This is a genomic window from Hahella ganghwensis DSM 17046, from assembly GCF_000376785.1.
In the GTDB taxonomy this organism is placed as follows: domain Bacteria; phylum Pseudomonadota; class Gammaproteobacteria; order Pseudomonadales; family Oleiphilaceae; genus Hahella; species Hahella ganghwensis.
The window spans coordinates 1-14,472 of the sequence record NZ_AQXX01000134.1 but is presented as its reverse complement, the minus strand read 5'-3'; the positions used below and the strand labels follow the sequence as shown (position 1 = coordinate 14,472).

Genomic DNA, 14,472 nt, shown 5'->3' with positions numbered 1-14,472 from the left:
AATTAAAAAAATTAAATAAAGAGGCGCCAACCCAAAAAAATAAAGGGGCATACGCCCCTTCTCAACAAAAGCTGTTCAGATATCACTCACATTGATCAGTCTTCAGCCGCCGCCTTCGCCTGATCATTGTTTTTGTAAATCTTAATTGGATCTGATTCACCCGAAATCACACCACCATCAATAACTACCTTACAGACATCATTTTCTGAAGGAATGTCATACATGGTACTCAGCAACACAGATTCAAGAATCGACCGCAAACCACGCGCACCTGTTTTGCGCTCCATAGCCCTCTTGGCGATTGCCAGCAAGGCATCTTCACGGAAGTCGACCTCAACTCCCTCCATATCAAACAGCTTCTCATACTGCTTGGTAAGAGCGTTTTTCGGCTGAGTCAGGATCTGAATCAAAGCCTCTTCATCCAACTCATCCAGAGTCGCAATCACAGGCAGACGCCCGACAAACTCAGGTATCAAGCCGAACTTGATTAAATCTTCGGTTTCAACGTCCTTCAGAGTCTCCCCAACGGACTTCGAGCTGATCTGGCTCTTAACTACAGCGGAGAACCCGATACTACCCTTCTCAGACCTGTCTCGAATAATCTTCTCAAGCCCTGCAAATGCGCCACCACAAATAAACAGAATATTGCTGGTATCCACTTGCAGGAACTCCTGCTGCGGATGCTTTCTGCCGCCCTGTGGAGGAACCGATGCAACAGTACCCTCAATCAATTTCAGCAAGGCCTGCTGAACCCCTTCACCAGACACATCACGGGTAATAGAGGGATTGTCAGACTTGCGTGAAATTTTGTCGATCTCATCGATATAGACAATACCGCGCTGAGCTTTCTCGACATCATAGTCACACTTCTGCAACAGTTTCTGAATAATATTCTCGACATCTTCACCGACATAGCCGGCTTCTGTCAGAGTTGTGGCATCCGCAATGGTAAATGGCACATCCAGCAACCTGGCCAGCGTTTCTGCCAACAAGGTCTTACCACTACCGGTAGGACCGATCAGAAGAATGTTGCTTTTACCAAGCTCAACATCTCCCTTCTTGTCTTCATAGCGCAGACGCTTGTAATGATTGTACACGGCAACAGCCAGAGCCAGTTTGGCACGAGACTGCCCGATGACATATTCATCAAGCGTTTCCTTGATTTCGTGTGGCGTAGGCAGACGATCACTGCTGTCAGTCGTTGTCGCTTCCTGAATTTCCTCGCGAATGATGTCATTACACAAGTCCACACACTCATCACATATAAATACGGACGGCCCTGCAATCAGTTTGCGAACTTCGTGTTGGCTTTTTCCGCAAAAGGAGCAGTACAACAGCTTACCGCCGTCTTCTCCTTTTCCGTTTCTATCATCAGCCATTAAATTACCCCTAAAATTCGTTTCGTCAGGTCTGAAAAACCACTCGGCTTATCTATACCACAACTCTCAAAACCTAACCAGTTACACGTTTATCCAACACGTCATCAATCAAGCCATACGCTTTTGCCGCGTTGGCATCCATGAAATTATCTCTATCGGTATCTTTACCAATTTTTTCAATGGTTTGACCAGTATGATTGGCCAAAATTGTGTTTAAACGCTCACGTAAAGTCAGAATTTCTTTGGCATGAATCTCAATATCTGACGCCTGGCCCTGCAATCCGCCCAGCAGAGGCTGGTGAATCATGACCCGAGAATGTGGCAGACAGAACCTCTTTTCGGCAGCCCCACCGGCAAGCAGCAACGCCCCCATACTGGCAGCCTGCCCAATACACATGGTAGAAACATCCGGCTTAATAAACTGCATAGTGTCGTAAATCGACAAACCTGCGGTTACAGATCCCCCGGGAGAATTAATATACAGATGAATATCTTTGTCTGGATTCTCCGACTCCAGGAACAGCATCTGCGCAACCACCAGATTGGCCATATGATCCTCAACAGGACCAACCAGGAAAATGATCCGCTCTTTTAGCAGACGGGAATAAATATCGTAAGAACGCTCACCTCGGGCAGTTTGCTCAACAACCATAGGAATCAGAGCATTCGCCACTTCCAAATTCTTCTTCATTTCAGTGCTGGCATCACGGACCATAGTCTCAAACATTCTCCATCAACGGTATAAAAAGAAACAGCCGGGAATACCGGCTGTTTATCAGTCTAGCGTAGTTTTAAGCCCTTCTCAGCCTAAACCTGCGAATATTTTCTTATTCGTCGCCTGACTCTTTCTCTTCAGCCGCTGAGGCTGCAGCCGGTTTTACCGCGTCATCATAAGATACGGATTTAACTTCCACTTTGGCTTTATCCAGAACGAAGTCAACAACAACATCTTCCAGTACAACAGATTCAATCTGCGCCTTCTGCTCAGCATTGTTCATGTACCAGTTTACAACCTGATCTGGCTCCTGGTAGCTGGCCGCCAGCTCACGAATCTTTTCTTCAATTTGCTCATCAGAGGCTTTCAGCTCCTGCTCTTTCACAATCTGAGCAAAGATAAGACCGGTTTTTACGCGTTTTTCAGCCTGGTCCTTGAAAAGCTCATCCGGCAGTTGGGAAGGGTCCATTTGACCTCCACCAAAACGCTGTAAGGCGTCCTGCTTCATTTTCTGAACTTCTTGCTGAGTCAAAGCTGCTGGAATTTCGATTTCGTGAAGCCCAATCAATTGATCAACGATTTGCTGCTTAACCTTGTTGGCCACAGCAAAATTAGCTTCACGCTCCATATTCTTTTTGAGCTCGGCACGGAAAGCATCCATACCACCTTCCTGAACGCCATATTGAGCAAAGAACTCTTCATCAACTTCAGGAAGCTTAGGCTCTTCAACTTTTTTGACGGTAACAGCGAACTCTGTCGCTTTTCCTTTCAGGTTTTCAGCGTGATAGTCCTCTGGGAAAGTCAGTTGAAGAGTTTTCTCCTCACCCGCTTTCACCCCAACCAGACCTTCCTCAAACCCTGGAATCATCCTATTCGAACCAATCTGGATGGTGGCATCTTCAGCGCTCCCGCCTTCGAAAGCCTCACCGTCCAAGGTACCTTTATAATCCACCGTGAGGCGATCACCATCCTCAGCAGCAGCGTCCTTCTCTTCCCAACCCTGAGACTGTTTACGAAGCATTTCGATCATATTATCGATATCTGCATCAACAACTTCAGTTTCTTCTTTGGAAAGAGTCAGCGAACCAAGATCCCCGACCTGGATCTCAGGATAAATCTCAAATATGGCCGTAAACTCAAGATCCTGTCCGGAATCCATCTGCTGAGGCTCAAATTTCGGGTAGCCTGCAGGATTTAGTTTTTCCTGCTGCAGTGCATCGATGTATGCATCGCGCATCACCTCACCGATCACTTCCTGACGCACCCCTTCGCCATAACGACGACGAACAACACTCATAGGAACCTTACCTGGGCGGAATCCGTTCATACGCACAGTCTGAGCGGTTTTCTGCAAACGCTTTTCAACTTCAGAATCAACTTTTGAAGCCGGCACGCCGATAGTCATTCGACGTTCAATTGGGGAAGTGGTTTCAACAGAAACTTGCATGAATTATCCTCGGTTCTGAAACGCGACTTAAAAAAAAGAGGACGCAAATATTACGTAGCGTTGGCCTCATGCGCAAGAGATAGGAACAAAAAAGGGATTTTAATCGATGATAAAGATGGTGCGAAAGGAGAGACTCGAACTCTCACACCTTTCGGTACTGGAACCTAAATCCAGCGCGTCTACCAGTTCCGCCACTTTCGCACTTTAAAAAAGACCGCAATATCCTCTTTCAGATATTTGCTTTTATTTTCAACTCATTAAGACCACAAGTTGAAAATGGGGTGGACGAAGGGGATCGAACCCTCGACCGCAGGAATCACAATCCTGAGCTCTACCAACTGAGCTACGCCCACCACTATACTATGCAATGACTCAAGCCCATTATAGCCTTTTCATCTTAGGGCCTCACCCTAAAACCTGCATCACAACAAAGCAATGCTAGACCTAACAAACCTTATATCAACCGCAAACTTCCACCAGCCACTCACACATCGAATGGCGCGCCCGGCAGGACTCGAACCTGCAACCCTCGGCTTAGAAGGCCGATGCTCTATCCGGTTGAGCTACGAGCGCTCTTCAGACTGCTGCGACATCGACCACCACTCCCAACCTTTTACAAGATCAAAAAGTGGTCGGGGTAGAGAGATTCGAACTCCCGACATCCTGCTCCCAAAGCAGGCGCGCTACCAGACTGCGCTATACCCCGCCTTATCGAGACCAGGAGTCTCTAGCGAAAGCTGGCGCGAATAATACCCGCGGTTTTTGGAGGCGTCAACCACATTTCCTGAAATAATTCATTTGGATAATAACGGCCGCCTCACACTGTTTATAGTGTATACATTGAGACTTATCGCAAATTAAGTAAAATATGCGCCCTCGCTTCATCAGTAACTACTGACAAAGCCCCCAGCCTTCGACATATATCCTGACTGCAGGCAAGATCTGGTCACCAAACAGGCCGGTCAGGTCACTATTCGAAGACAAAAAGGGGAAGCATCCGGAAAATGCCACTATATTTCCGGTAGCAGAAACTTAACGCCCTCACCCGTCCATATACAGGCTTCTACTATTATGACAACGGCTAAGATCATTGACGGCAAGCAAGTCGCAGCAGATGTCCGCAAACATGTCTCTCTCGGCGTCCAGAAGAGAATACAACAAGGACTTCGGCCACCAGGCCTGGCTGTCATCCTGGTGGGAACAGATCCCGCTTCTGAAGTCTATGTGAAAAACAAGACGAAAGCCTGCGAAGAAGTGGGCTTCCATTCAGTCAAACACCACTTGAGCAGCAGCACCAGCCAGAACGAACTTCTGGCATTAATAGAAGAGCTCAACCAGGACGAAGCAGTCGACGGCATTCTGGTACAACTTCCACTTCCCAGCCATATAGATGCAGAGTCCATTCTGGAAGAAATTCTCCCAGACAAAGATGTCGACGGTTTTCACCCCTACAATATTGGCCGGCTTGTACAGCGCATGCCACTTCTCAGACCCTGCACCCCGAAGGGGATCATGACTCTCCTCAACACCACCAGTATCGAGCTGCGAGGAAAGGAAGCCGTTGTTGTAGGCGCCTCCAACATCGTTGGCAGACCGATGGCCATGGAGCTGCTTTTGGCCGGTTGCACAGTAACAATCACGCACAGGTTCACTCTAAACCTTCCTGAGAAAGTGAGCCAAGCGGATATAGTCGTAGTTGCCGCCGGAAAACCCGGCCTGGTAAAAGGGGAATGGATCAAACCTGGAGCCGTAGTTATTGACGTGGGAATTAACCGGCTACCAGACGGGCATCTGGTTGGGGATGTAGAGTTCGAAGAAGCAGAAAAACGGGCCGGCTGGATCACCCCAGTACCTGGCGGCGTAGGACCGATGACGGTCGCCACTCTTATGGAAAATACCCTTTACGCAGCCAACCATCTACATAAAAAATAACGGTTAATGCAGGGCCTGCGCGTTTTATGCGAGGCCCTGCAGCATACCAACGACCTCAACCTCTCTGCCAGGTCGTCCCCTCTCTTGAGTCATTCAGCACTATTCCTTTCACCTTCAATTCATCCCTGATCCGGTCTGATTCCGCCCAATCCTTGTTTTGACGTGCCTGATATCTGAGAGCAATCATCTGTTCAATTTCAGCAGCAGAGATCTCACCTTCAGATTCTCCGCCCTGCAGAAAATCATCAGGACGATCCTGCAGAACACCCAACACATTCCCCAACTCCACCAATCCACGAGCCAATCCAGCCGCCTTCAGGCGCTCAGCCTCCGAGTCAGAACGCTTTGCCAGATTCACAGCTTTAGCCAACTCAAACAGCACAGACACTGCACCCGCAGTATTGAAGTCATCATCCATGGCGTCATTAAATCGCACCACGTAATCCTGAAGCTCAGATGAATCGAGCACAGAATCAGATGACGACTCCACTCCCCTGATAGCCGTATAAAGGCGCTCGAGGGAGCTTTGAGCTTCAACCAAAGCATCCTTGGAGTAATCAATGGAGCTGCGGTAATGGCTGGAAGCAATAAAGTACCTCACCACTTCAGCCGGGTATTCCTCAAGGATTTCGCGAATGGTAAAAAAATTACCCAGCGATTTTGACATTTTTTCCTTATCAACCCGCACAGCTCCAGCATGCATCCAGTAATTGACATACTGACACCCGGTTGCCGCTTCAGATTGCGCGATCTCATTCTCATGATGCGGAAACTTCAAATCCGGCCCACCACCATGAATATCAAAAGAATCCCCCAGACAATTGGTGGACATAGCTGAACACTCGATATGCCAGCCAGGACGACCAGCTCCCCAGGGGGACTCCCAACTCAACTCACCAGGTTTTGCCGACTTCCAGAGCACAAAATCGAATGGATTCCGTTTATTCTCATCGACCTCTACCCGGGCACCTTCCTGTTGTTCGTCCAGCTTCCTTTTACTCAGCTTGCCGTAATCTGCAAACTGATCGACAGCATAATAGACGTCTCCGTTGGGTGCATGATAAGCATACCCCTTATCGCACAGGGTCGCCGTCATATCGATAATCTGCTGAATATACGCGGTGGCCCTGGGCTCGATATCCGGCCTTAAAACTGCCAACGCCGCCTCATCTTCATGCATCGCATTGATAAAACGCTCCGTCAGCGCATCCACCGATTCTCCGTTTTCCGCTGCACGGGCAAGAATTTTATCATCCACATCCGTAATATTGCGCACATAGGTGACATCGTATCCACTGGCACGCAGATAGCGGGTAATTATGTCGAAGGACACCAGAACTCTGGCATGCCCAAGGTGACAGTAGTCATACACCGTCATCCCGCAGACATACATTTTTACCTTCTTATCTTCTTTGGGAACAAACAACTCTTTCTGCCCACTCAAAGAATTATATATTTTTAACGCCATGCTATTACCTAAGATTGGCAGTCTTTACGTGCCTTGCCGCAAAGACTGTCTTTAATTATTCCTTCGAGCTCCAGGTGTCTTTCAACCCGATGGTCATGTTAAACACCGGGGTCTCTGCCGAGTGATCATATTGATCCGCTACAAAATAACCTTCCCGCTCAAACTGAAAATGCGTTTCCGGCTCGGCATTTGCCGCATCAAGCTCCAGATATCCCTTCATAATCTTCAGACTCTCCGGGTTAATCTGGTCACTAAACTCTCCTTCGGCCCTATCCGGCGACTCAGTTCTGAACAGACGGTCGTATTTGCGAACTTCGATCTCGGCACACTGACTTGCAGACACCCAGTGAATCACGCCGCGTGGACGCACACCTTCCGGCGCATCTGCCCCGACGGTATCCGGGACAAGTGTCGCTTTGATTTCCACGATCTCACCCTGCTCATTCTTCACCACTTCCTCGGCTTTGATAATGTACGCGCTTCGCAACCTCACCCATTCACCAAGCACCAGACGCTTGAACTTTTTACGGGACAGTGAGCTATCCTCATTAAAGTCATCACGCTCAATATAAATCTCTCGCGTAAATGACAACTTCCGCTCCCCCATCTCCGGTTTATTCGGATGGCAGGGTGCCGTCATGGTTTCAACCTCACCTTCCGGGAAGTTTAAAATCGTGACTTTCAGCGGCTCCATGACACACATGGCGCGAGCCGCACTCTCATTTAAATCATCACGTATGGCCCGTTCAAGGATCGCCAGATCAACATCACTGTTGTTCTTATCGCTAACCGGTACCATTTCACAGAATTTGCGTAACGAAGAAGGCGTAAACCCTCGGCGACGCATGCCTGAAATAGTCGGCATACGAGGATCGTTCCATCCGGCAACGATATTTTCATCCACCAATCGCTTCAATTTTCGCTTACTGGTCACTGTATAGCTGAGATTGAGACGCCCCATCTCATATTGGCGAGGCCGACTCGGGACAGGCAGATTCTCGATAAACCAATCGTACAGTGGCCGATGATCCCGAAACTCAAGTGTACAGATCGAATGGGTCACCCCTTCAATCGCATCTTCCTGACCATGCGCAAAGTCGTAACTGGGATAGATACACCACTTATCGCCAGTCTGATGATGGGACGCCTTGCGAATCCGGTAAAGAATCGGATCTCTCATGTTCATATTGGGAGAGGTCATATCGATCTTGGCCCGTAAAACACACTCCCCTTCAGCAAACTCTCCGAGCCGCATCTTCTCGAACAATTCCAGATTTTCTTCTACTGAACGCTGGCGATACGGACTTTCCTTGCCCGGTTTAGTCGCCCAACCACGATACTCACTGGCTTGCTCAGCAGTTAGATGACAAACGTAGGCCTTACCAGCCTTTATCAGATATAGCGCCCACTCATGAAAGCGGTCAAAGTAGTCAGACGCGTAACGAACATCTCCTGCCCACTGATACCCCAGCCAGGAAACGTCCTCCTTAATAGCATCGACATATTCCTGCTCCTCCTTTTCCGGATTGGTATCGTCAAAGCGAAGATTACACTCTCCGCCAAACATTTCAGCAATACCAAAGTTCAGCCAGATGGATCTGGCATGGCCGATATGCAAATAGCCATTGGGCTCTGGCGGAAAACGAGTAAGCACTTTTCCACCATGAACATCAGCAGCAATATCATCCTGAACAACTTGAGTAATAAAACTTGGAGGCAGTTTTGTGTCCGACACAGTCATAATAGCCTTAAGGTTATGAAACAGAGATTTAAAAACGCGCAATTATAGAATATTGGCAGAACCAATAATATTGGCTACGCCAATTTTTAGCCAACCGGAAAACCATATCAATTCTTCCTTTCGGCAAACACCGGTATTGCATTAAAATCCCTTTATCGCAATAGATTGATTAAACGACCTGTGGCGCACACCCATCCATCAGGAATTAATAACAGGAAACTCGATGATCGTTTTAAAAACCAATTTTGGTGATATCAAAATCGAACTGGACCATGATAACGCCCCCAACACTGCCCAAAACTTCGAACAGTACGTCAAAGACGGATTCTACGACGGCACTATTTTTCACCGGGTAATCTCCAACTTTATGGTTCAGGGAGGCGGCTTCGAACCCGGCCTTATCCCCAAACAAACGCGCGACCCAATCAAAAACGAAGCTGACAATGGTCTCAGCAATATGACCGGGACCGTTGCGATGGCCCGCACAATGGACCCACACTCCGCTTCCGCGCAGTTTTTTATCAATGTTGCAGACAACGGATTCCTGGACTTCACCGCAAAAACAACCGAAGGCTGGGGCTACGCAGTATTCGGCAAAGTTGTCGAAGGCATGGATATCGTCAACAAGATCAAACAGGTGCGTACGACATTCAAAGGTATGCATCAGGACGTACCTGAAGATGACGTCATCATCCAGTCCGCAACAATTGAAGATTAACTCCAGCGACACACACCGGAAGCCGCCTGCTTTGAAGGCTTCCGGTTCACACCACCTGCCAACAAACCTCAACTCATAATTTGCAGACACACATGAAGCAACTATTTATCTCCGACCTTCATCTGGATGAAAGCCACCCTGAAATCACAGAGTTTTTCTTTCTGTTTATGAATAAGATCGCCTCTGATGCGGATCGACTTTTTATTCTGGGGGACTTTTTTGAAGCCTGGATAGGCGACGATGAGCAAACACCATTACAGGTAAAGGTCGCCGACTGTCTCGCAAACCAGGCCAACAGGGGAACGGAAATCTTCCTGATGCACGGTAACAGAGACTTTCTGCTGGGGGAGCAGTTTGCGGCACAGTGTGAAGCCAAGCTTCTGGACGACCCGACAATTATCGATATCAATGGCCGCAGGACAATAATTTCCCACGGCGACAACCTTTGTATCGACGATAAGGAATACATGAAATTTCGCAGCTTTGCCCGCAATCCGGCCTGGCAACAACAAGTGCTGGGACGCCCCCTTGATGAGCGCAAGAAAATGGCCGAACAGATGCGTCAGTTAAGCATGGCGAAAAATCAGCAGAAGTCCGCAGAAATCATGGATGTTAACCAGGAAGAAGTAGAGAAAGTACTAGACCAATACGATGTGGACCTGATGATTCACGGCCACACGCACCGACCTCAGACACACGAGATTGACCTCGGAAACAAAACGGCGCAACGCATTGTCTTGGGTGACTGGCACGATACCACTCATTATATTATTGCCACAGAAGACAAAATTGGCCTGATTAAGCTTCGAATATCAGATTTGCAGTAACCCGATTTTTCAGACAGCGATCAGACCGGACAGCCGCTATGAAACCTGAATTCACTGTCCGGTGATGAAATCAATTCCGCTTCCACCTTGCGGAAATACTCAACTCTGACGGCAAAATCCTCACCGCTAGCTTTATTAAAACGCCCCTCAGCAAGCTTAAGGTAGTTTTGGTAATGACGTCCTTCAGATTCCAGAAGCCCACGATAAAATTGAGCCAACTCCATATCCTGGGATTCCAGATAGGGAATCAAGCCGGCAAATCTTTCACATGAACGCGCTTCGATGAAAGCGCCGATGATCAACATATCCACCAGCTTCTGCGGCTCACCTTTTCTGACATGCTCCCTTAGACCGGCAGCATAACGGGCTGCGGTCTGCTTTTGATCACGAACACCTCTGGCCTGCATCAGTTTCAGCACCTGTTCGAAATGGCGCAGCTCTTCCCTGGCCAGCTTCGACATACGCTTCGCCATCTCTTCATCGTCCGGATAACGAAACATCAACTGCATGGCTGACGATGCCGCTTTTTTCTCACACTGAGCATGATCCACCAAAAGCTCGGGCAAACGACCCGCTGCCATTTCCAACCAGGCTACAGGTGTCTTGCATCCTAAAAACTGCTCAATATCCAGGGGCACTTCAACCGTCATCGTTACCAGCCGTCATTCTCTATTCAGGTTTAAATCATTAGGGTTTGTAGAAGGCGCGCAGTATAACAGATCCAACATCAAAACCAGCCTACAGGAAAAACCTCCGACCTTTATTGATTATGTTTATTCCACCCATTTCCATCATTTATTTGCTTTATAGCCCTGCATACGGCTAAATTTCCAGCACCCCGTTTTCATCAGGCCATATTGCGACGTTAGTGTAATTACTTATCGAAGTTCTCAACTTAACTTTACCTGCCTGATGCCGTAGAATACGGGTCCCAATTTCTGGTGCACATATAGGGGTTACTGCAAAGCCTATGTCACTGAAATTCAGATAAAAACTGAATTATTACTATAAGATCGACTCGCCAAAAGCGCTCATGTGCTGTGCAGTGGCTCCTTAGTGGCCACCCTACTTACAACATTGTCCCAAAAGGACGGCTATCGTAACTGATGAGGGTTTAAATTGTGCTTGAAGCATATCGTAAACATGTAGAAGAACGCGCCGCTGAAGGCGTACCTCCCAAACCCCTGAATGCAGAACAAGTCGCCGGTCTTGTTGAACTGCTGAAAAATCCTCCTGCCGGTGAAGAGCAAACCATTCTGGATCTCCTTGAAAACCGCGTTCCCCCCGGTGTGGATGAAGCAGCATATGTCAAAGCGGGCTTTCTTTCCGCCATTGTAAAAGGCGAAGACTCATCTCCCCTGATCTCCAAAGAAAAAGCCGTTCAGTTACTTGGTATGATGCAAGGCGGTTACAACATCGCCACTCTGGTTGAACTACTGGATGACAGCGAACTTTCTTCACTGGCCGCAGAAGAACTGAAACACACCCTGCTGGTATTTGACGCTTTCCACGACATTAAAGAGAAAGCAGACGCCGGGAATGCCAATGCTAAAGCAGTTCTGGAATCATGGGCCAACGCCGAATGGTTCAACAACCGCAAAAAAGTTCCTGAAAGCATCAAAGTTGCAGTATTCAAGGTCTCAGGGGAAACCAATACTGATGACCTCTCACCTGCTCCGGATGCATGGTCACGCCCGGATATTCCTTTGCACGCACGCGCAGCGTACAAAATGCCTCGCGAAGGATTGACACCTGAAGAACCTGGTGTTGTTGGGCCAATGAAGCAAATTGAAGAAGTCAAATCCAAAGGCATTCCCGTTGCATTTGTCGGTGATGTTGTCGGCACCGGCTCCTCCCGGAAATCCGCCACCAACTCTGTTCTCTGGTTCTTCGGCGAAGATGTTCCTGGAGTGCCCAACAAACGTTCTGGCGGCATCTGTATCGGCAGCAAAGTCGCTCCAATTTTTTTCAACACAATGGAAGATGCCGGCGCACTGGTATTCGAAGCACCTGTTGACAACCTGAACATGGGCGACATTATTGAAATTCGTCCATATGATGGAAAAATTCTGTCCGAGTCCGGCGAAGTTCTATCTGAGTTCAGCTTCAAATCAGATGTTCTGCTTGATGAAGTACAAGCAGGCGGTCGTATCCCTCTGATCATCGGCCGCGGACTGACAGACAGGGCTCGCGAAGCACTGGGCCTTGGCGCTTCTGACGCTTTCCGTCGCCCGGTTGACCCAGCAGGCAGCAGCAAAGGCTACAGCTTGGCCCAGAAGATGGTCGGCAAGGCTTGTGGCGTTGACGGTGTTCGCCCCGGTCAATACTGCGAACCAAAGATGACCACTGTTGGCTCTCAGGACACCACTGGACCGATGACCAGAGATGAACTGAAAGATTTGGCCTGCCTGGGCTTCTCTGCCGATCTGGTTATGCAGTCTTTCTGCCACACAGCAGCTTATCCGAAGCCTGTTGACGTAGAAATGCAACACACTCTTCCCGACTTCATCCGAACTCGTGGCGGTGTCGCACTGCGCCCAGGAGACGGTATCATTCACTCCTGGCTGAACCGCATGCTTCTGCCTGACACAGTCGGAACCGGCGGAGACTCTCACACCCGCTTCCCGATGGGCATATCGTTCCCTGCCGGGTCCGGATTGGTCGCATTTGCTGCGGCAACCGGTGTCATGCCACTGGATATGCCGGAATCGATTCTTGTACGTTTCAAAGGTGAAAGACAATCCGGCATCACTTTGCGGGACCTGGTCCATGCAATCCCTTACTACGGCATCAAGCAAGGCATCCTGACTGTTGAGAAGAAAGGCAAGATCAACGAATTCTCCGGTCGCATTCTGGAAATTGAAGGCTTGGAAGATCTCACCGTTGAGCAGGCATTTGAGCTTTCCGACGCCTCTGCCGAACGTTCTGCCGCCGGGTGCACCATTACCCTGAGCGAAGATTCGGTAGCTGAGTACCTGAAGTCCAATATTGTTATGCTGCGCTGGATGATCAGCGAAGGCTACGGCGACCCTCGCACACTGGAACGTCGTGCCAAAGCAATGGAAGAATGGCTGGCGAATCCGCAATTAATGCGCGCCGACGCAGATGCCGAGTACGCACATGTCATTGAGATTGACATGTCCGAAATCAGAGAGCCTATCGTTTGCTGCCCGAACGACCCTGACGACGCAAAACTTCTGTCAGATGTTGCTGGCGATAAAGTAGACGAAGTGTTTATCGGCTCCTGCATGACCAATATTGGCCACTTCCGCGCCGCTGGTAAACTTCTTGAGCAGAACAAAGATCCGCTGAAAACCCGTCTCTGGATGTCTCCTCCAACCAAGATGGACCAAGCCCAGCTGATGGAAGAAGGTTACTACAACGTCTATGGCAAATCCGGTGTCCGCACCGAAATGCCAGGATGCTCTCTATGCATGGGTAACCAGGCACGAGTCGCACCAGGTACAACTGTTCTGTCCACCTCGACCAGAAACTTCCCTAACCGTCTGGGAGATGGAGCAAACGTTTATCTGACCTCTGCTGAACTCGCCGCCGTCGGCGCAGTACTCGGCAAGCTACCCTCAGTTGATGAGTACATGAAATACGCAAACAATATCAACAGTATGTCTGCAGATATATACCGTTACCTGAACTTTGACAAAATGGAAGACTACACCGAGAAAGCTTCCAAGGCCTCAGTTGACGCCTGATTCAAAATGCATCCAATAGCCCCGGTTAACCGGGGCTTTTTTTTGCCTCCAACCTTCCGCAGTGAATCACTGGAAGAACAAACCTGAATTATCTACATTTGAGTATCAAGGATTGATTTTTTTTCGACGCCCAAGTAACAAATCTAATGATTAAGCACAACTCCGTCGAAGAGCCCAGGATAGGCATGTACATTTCCGACCTCAATACCGAGTGGATACCACACTCCAATCTTCGCAAAAAAGCCAACTCAAAAATGAAGAAGTCATAGAAAAAATTAAACGTAAGCGTCCGGCTATCACAGGTTGACCGGACCGCTCCAGTTGTGAGGCAGTAATTCAGCAATGGCACTGTTCTTCTGCGTCGGCAGACGCGCCAGTACATCTTTCAGATAAGCATAGGGATCATGTCCGTTCAGTTTGGCCGATTGGATCAGACTCATTACTGCCGCTGCCCGCTGACCACTGCGCAGCGATCCGGCAAACAACCAGTTGGAACGACCCAGCGCCCAAGGCCGGATCTGGTTTTCCACCCAAT

Annotated in this window: 11 protein-coding genes and 4 tRNA genes; 4 read left to right on the top strand and 11 right to left on the bottom strand. The window is 48.8% G+C overall.

Translation table 11 applies throughout. The features are described from left to right. Nucleotides 1-95: 95 nt before the first annotated feature. From clpX to F566_RS0123005, 7 genes are all read right to left on the bottom strand, one after another. A complete protein-coding gene (gene clpX / locus F566_RS0123035) occupies nucleotides 96-1,379 on the bottom strand; it encodes an ATP-dependent Clp protease ATP-binding subunit ClpX (RefSeq protein WP_020409392.1) in 1,284 nt (427 codons plus the stop codon). Between the two features lie 73 nt (nucleotides 1,380-1,452). Next, nucleotides 1,453-2,070 (bottom strand): ATP-dependent Clp endopeptidase proteolytic subunit ClpP, encoded by a 618-nt coding sequence (gene clpP / locus F566_RS0123030; RefSeq protein ID WP_026180259.1) that lies wholly within the window; start codon nucleotides 2,068-2,070, stop codon nucleotides 1,453-1,455. Nucleotides 2,071-2,206: 136 nt separating this feature from the next. Continuing rightward, on the bottom strand, nucleotides 2,207-3,541 hold the full coding sequence (gene tig, locus F566_RS0123025; RefSeq protein WP_020409390.1) for a trigger factor: 1,335 nt from the start codon (nucleotides 3,539-3,541) through the stop codon (nucleotides 2,207-2,209). Nucleotides 3,542-3,657: 116 nt separating this feature from the next. After that, nucleotides 3,658-3,742 (bottom strand) — tRNA-Leu (locus F566_RS0123020). A gap of 76 nt (nucleotides 3,743-3,818) precedes the next feature. Further along, nucleotides 3,819-3,894, bottom strand: a tRNA-His gene (locus F566_RS0123015). A gap of 143 nt (nucleotides 3,895-4,037) precedes the next feature. Continuing rightward, nucleotides 4,038-4,114 (bottom strand) — tRNA-Arg (locus F566_RS0123010). A 56-nt stretch (nucleotides 4,115-4,170) separates the two neighbouring features. Further along, a tRNA-Pro gene (locus F566_RS0123005) sits at nucleotides 4,171-4,247 on the bottom strand. Nucleotides 4,248-4,612: 365 nt separating this feature from the next. Between F566_RS0123005 and folD the strand changes: the two genes are divergently transcribed. Further along, complete coding sequence (gene folD, locus F566_RS0123000; RefSeq protein WP_020409389.1) at nucleotides 4,613-5,473, top strand: bifunctional methylenetetrahydrofolate dehydrogenase/methenyltetrahydrofolate cyclohydrolase FolD; 861 nt, start codon at nucleotides 4,613-4,615, stop codon at nucleotides 5,471-5,473. A gap of 55 nt (nucleotides 5,474-5,528) precedes the next feature. Here the strand turns inward: folD and cysS are convergent, their stop codons facing one another. Together cysS and F566_RS0122990 are read right to left on the bottom strand one after the other, a co-directional pair. Then, nucleotides 5,529-6,941, bottom strand: coding sequence for a cysteine--tRNA ligase (gene cysS, locus F566_RS0122995; protein ID WP_020409388.1), 1,413 nt, complete (start codon nucleotides 6,939-6,941; stop codon nucleotides 5,529-5,531). A gap of 55 nt (nucleotides 6,942-6,996) precedes the next feature. Further along, nucleotides 6,997-8,682: a glutamine--tRNA ligase/YqeY domain fusion protein gene (locus F566_RS0122990; RefSeq protein ID WP_020409387.1), complete on the bottom strand. Its 1,686-nt coding sequence runs from the start codon at nucleotides 8,680-8,682 to the stop codon at nucleotides 6,997-6,999. 223 nt (nucleotides 8,683-8,905) lie between these two features. On the opposite strand from F566_RS0122990, the gene F566_RS0122985 reads away from it, so the two are divergent. Both F566_RS0122985 and F566_RS0122980 read left to right on the top strand, forming a co-directional pair. Next, nucleotides 8,906-9,400: a peptidylprolyl isomerase gene (locus tag F566_RS0122985; RefSeq protein ID WP_020409386.1), complete on the top strand. Its 495-nt coding sequence runs from the start codon at nucleotides 8,906-8,908 to the stop codon at nucleotides 9,398-9,400. 92 nt (nucleotides 9,401-9,492) lie between these two features. Then, the gene (locus F566_RS0122980; protein WP_020409385.1) at nucleotides 9,493-10,227 is read left to right on the top strand and encodes a UDP-2,3-diacylglucosamine diphosphatase; all 735 of its coding nucleotides are present in this window, start codon (nucleotides 9,493-9,495) and stop codon (nucleotides 10,225-10,227) included. A gap of 20 nt (nucleotides 10,228-10,247) precedes the next feature. Here F566_RS0122980 and F566_RS0122975 read toward each other — a convergent pair whose 3' ends face one another. Further along, nucleotides 10,248-10,877, bottom strand: coding sequence for a MiaE family protein (locus tag F566_RS0122975; RefSeq protein ID WP_020409384.1), 630 nt, complete (start codon nucleotides 10,875-10,877; stop codon nucleotides 10,248-10,250). A gap of 471 nt (nucleotides 10,878-11,348) precedes the next feature. On the opposite strand from F566_RS0122975, the gene acnB reads away from it, so the two are divergent. Then, the gene (gene acnB / locus F566_RS0122970) at nucleotides 11,349-13,937 is read left to right on the top strand and encodes a bifunctional aconitate hydratase 2/2-methylisocitrate dehydratase (RefSeq protein WP_020409383.1); all 2,589 of its coding nucleotides are present in this window, start codon (nucleotides 11,349-11,351) and stop codon (nucleotides 13,935-13,937) included. 296 nt (nucleotides 13,938-14,233) lie between these two features. Here the strand turns inward: acnB and F566_RS0122965 are convergent. After that, nucleotides 14,234-14,472, bottom strand: a 239-nt coding sequence (locus F566_RS0122965; protein WP_020405052.1) for an IS66 family transposase, incomplete at its 5' end; no start/stop codon positions are given.

Bases quoted from the DNA above. Each gene is read 5' to 3' on its own strand.
- clpX (WP_020409392.1), bottom strand. From the start codon at position 1,379: ATGGCTGATGATAGAAACGGAAAAGGAGAAGACGGCGGTAAGCTGTTG.
- cysS (WP_020409388.1), bottom strand. From the start codon at position 6,941: ATGGCGTTAAAAATATATAATTCTTTGAGTGGGCAGAAAGAGTTGTTT.
- F566_RS0122985 (WP_020409386.1), top strand. From the start codon at position 8,906: ATGATCGTTTTAAAAACCAATTTTGGTGATATCAAAATCGAACTGGAC.
- clpP (WP_026180259.1), bottom strand. From the start codon at position 2,070: ATGAAGAAGAATTTGGAAGTGGCGAATGCTCTGATTCCTATGGTTGTT.
- folD (WP_020409389.1), top strand. From the start codon at position 4,613: ATGACAACGGCTAAGATCATTGACGGCAAGCAAGTCGCAGCAGATGTC.
- F566_RS0122990 (WP_020409387.1), bottom strand. From the start codon at position 8,682: ATGACTGTGTCGGACACAAAACTGCCTCCAAGTTTTATTACTCAAGTT.
- F566_RS0122975 (WP_020409384.1), bottom strand. From the start codon at position 10,877: ATGACGGTTGAAGTGCCCCTGGATATTGAGCAGTTTTTAGGATGCAAG.
- F566_RS0122980 (WP_020409385.1), top strand. From the start codon at position 9,493: ATGAAGCAACTATTTATCTCCGACCTTCATCTGGATGAAAGCCACCCT.
- tig (WP_020409390.1), bottom strand. From the start codon at position 3,541: ATGCAAGTTTCTGTTGAAACCACTTCCCCAATTGAACGTCGAATGACT.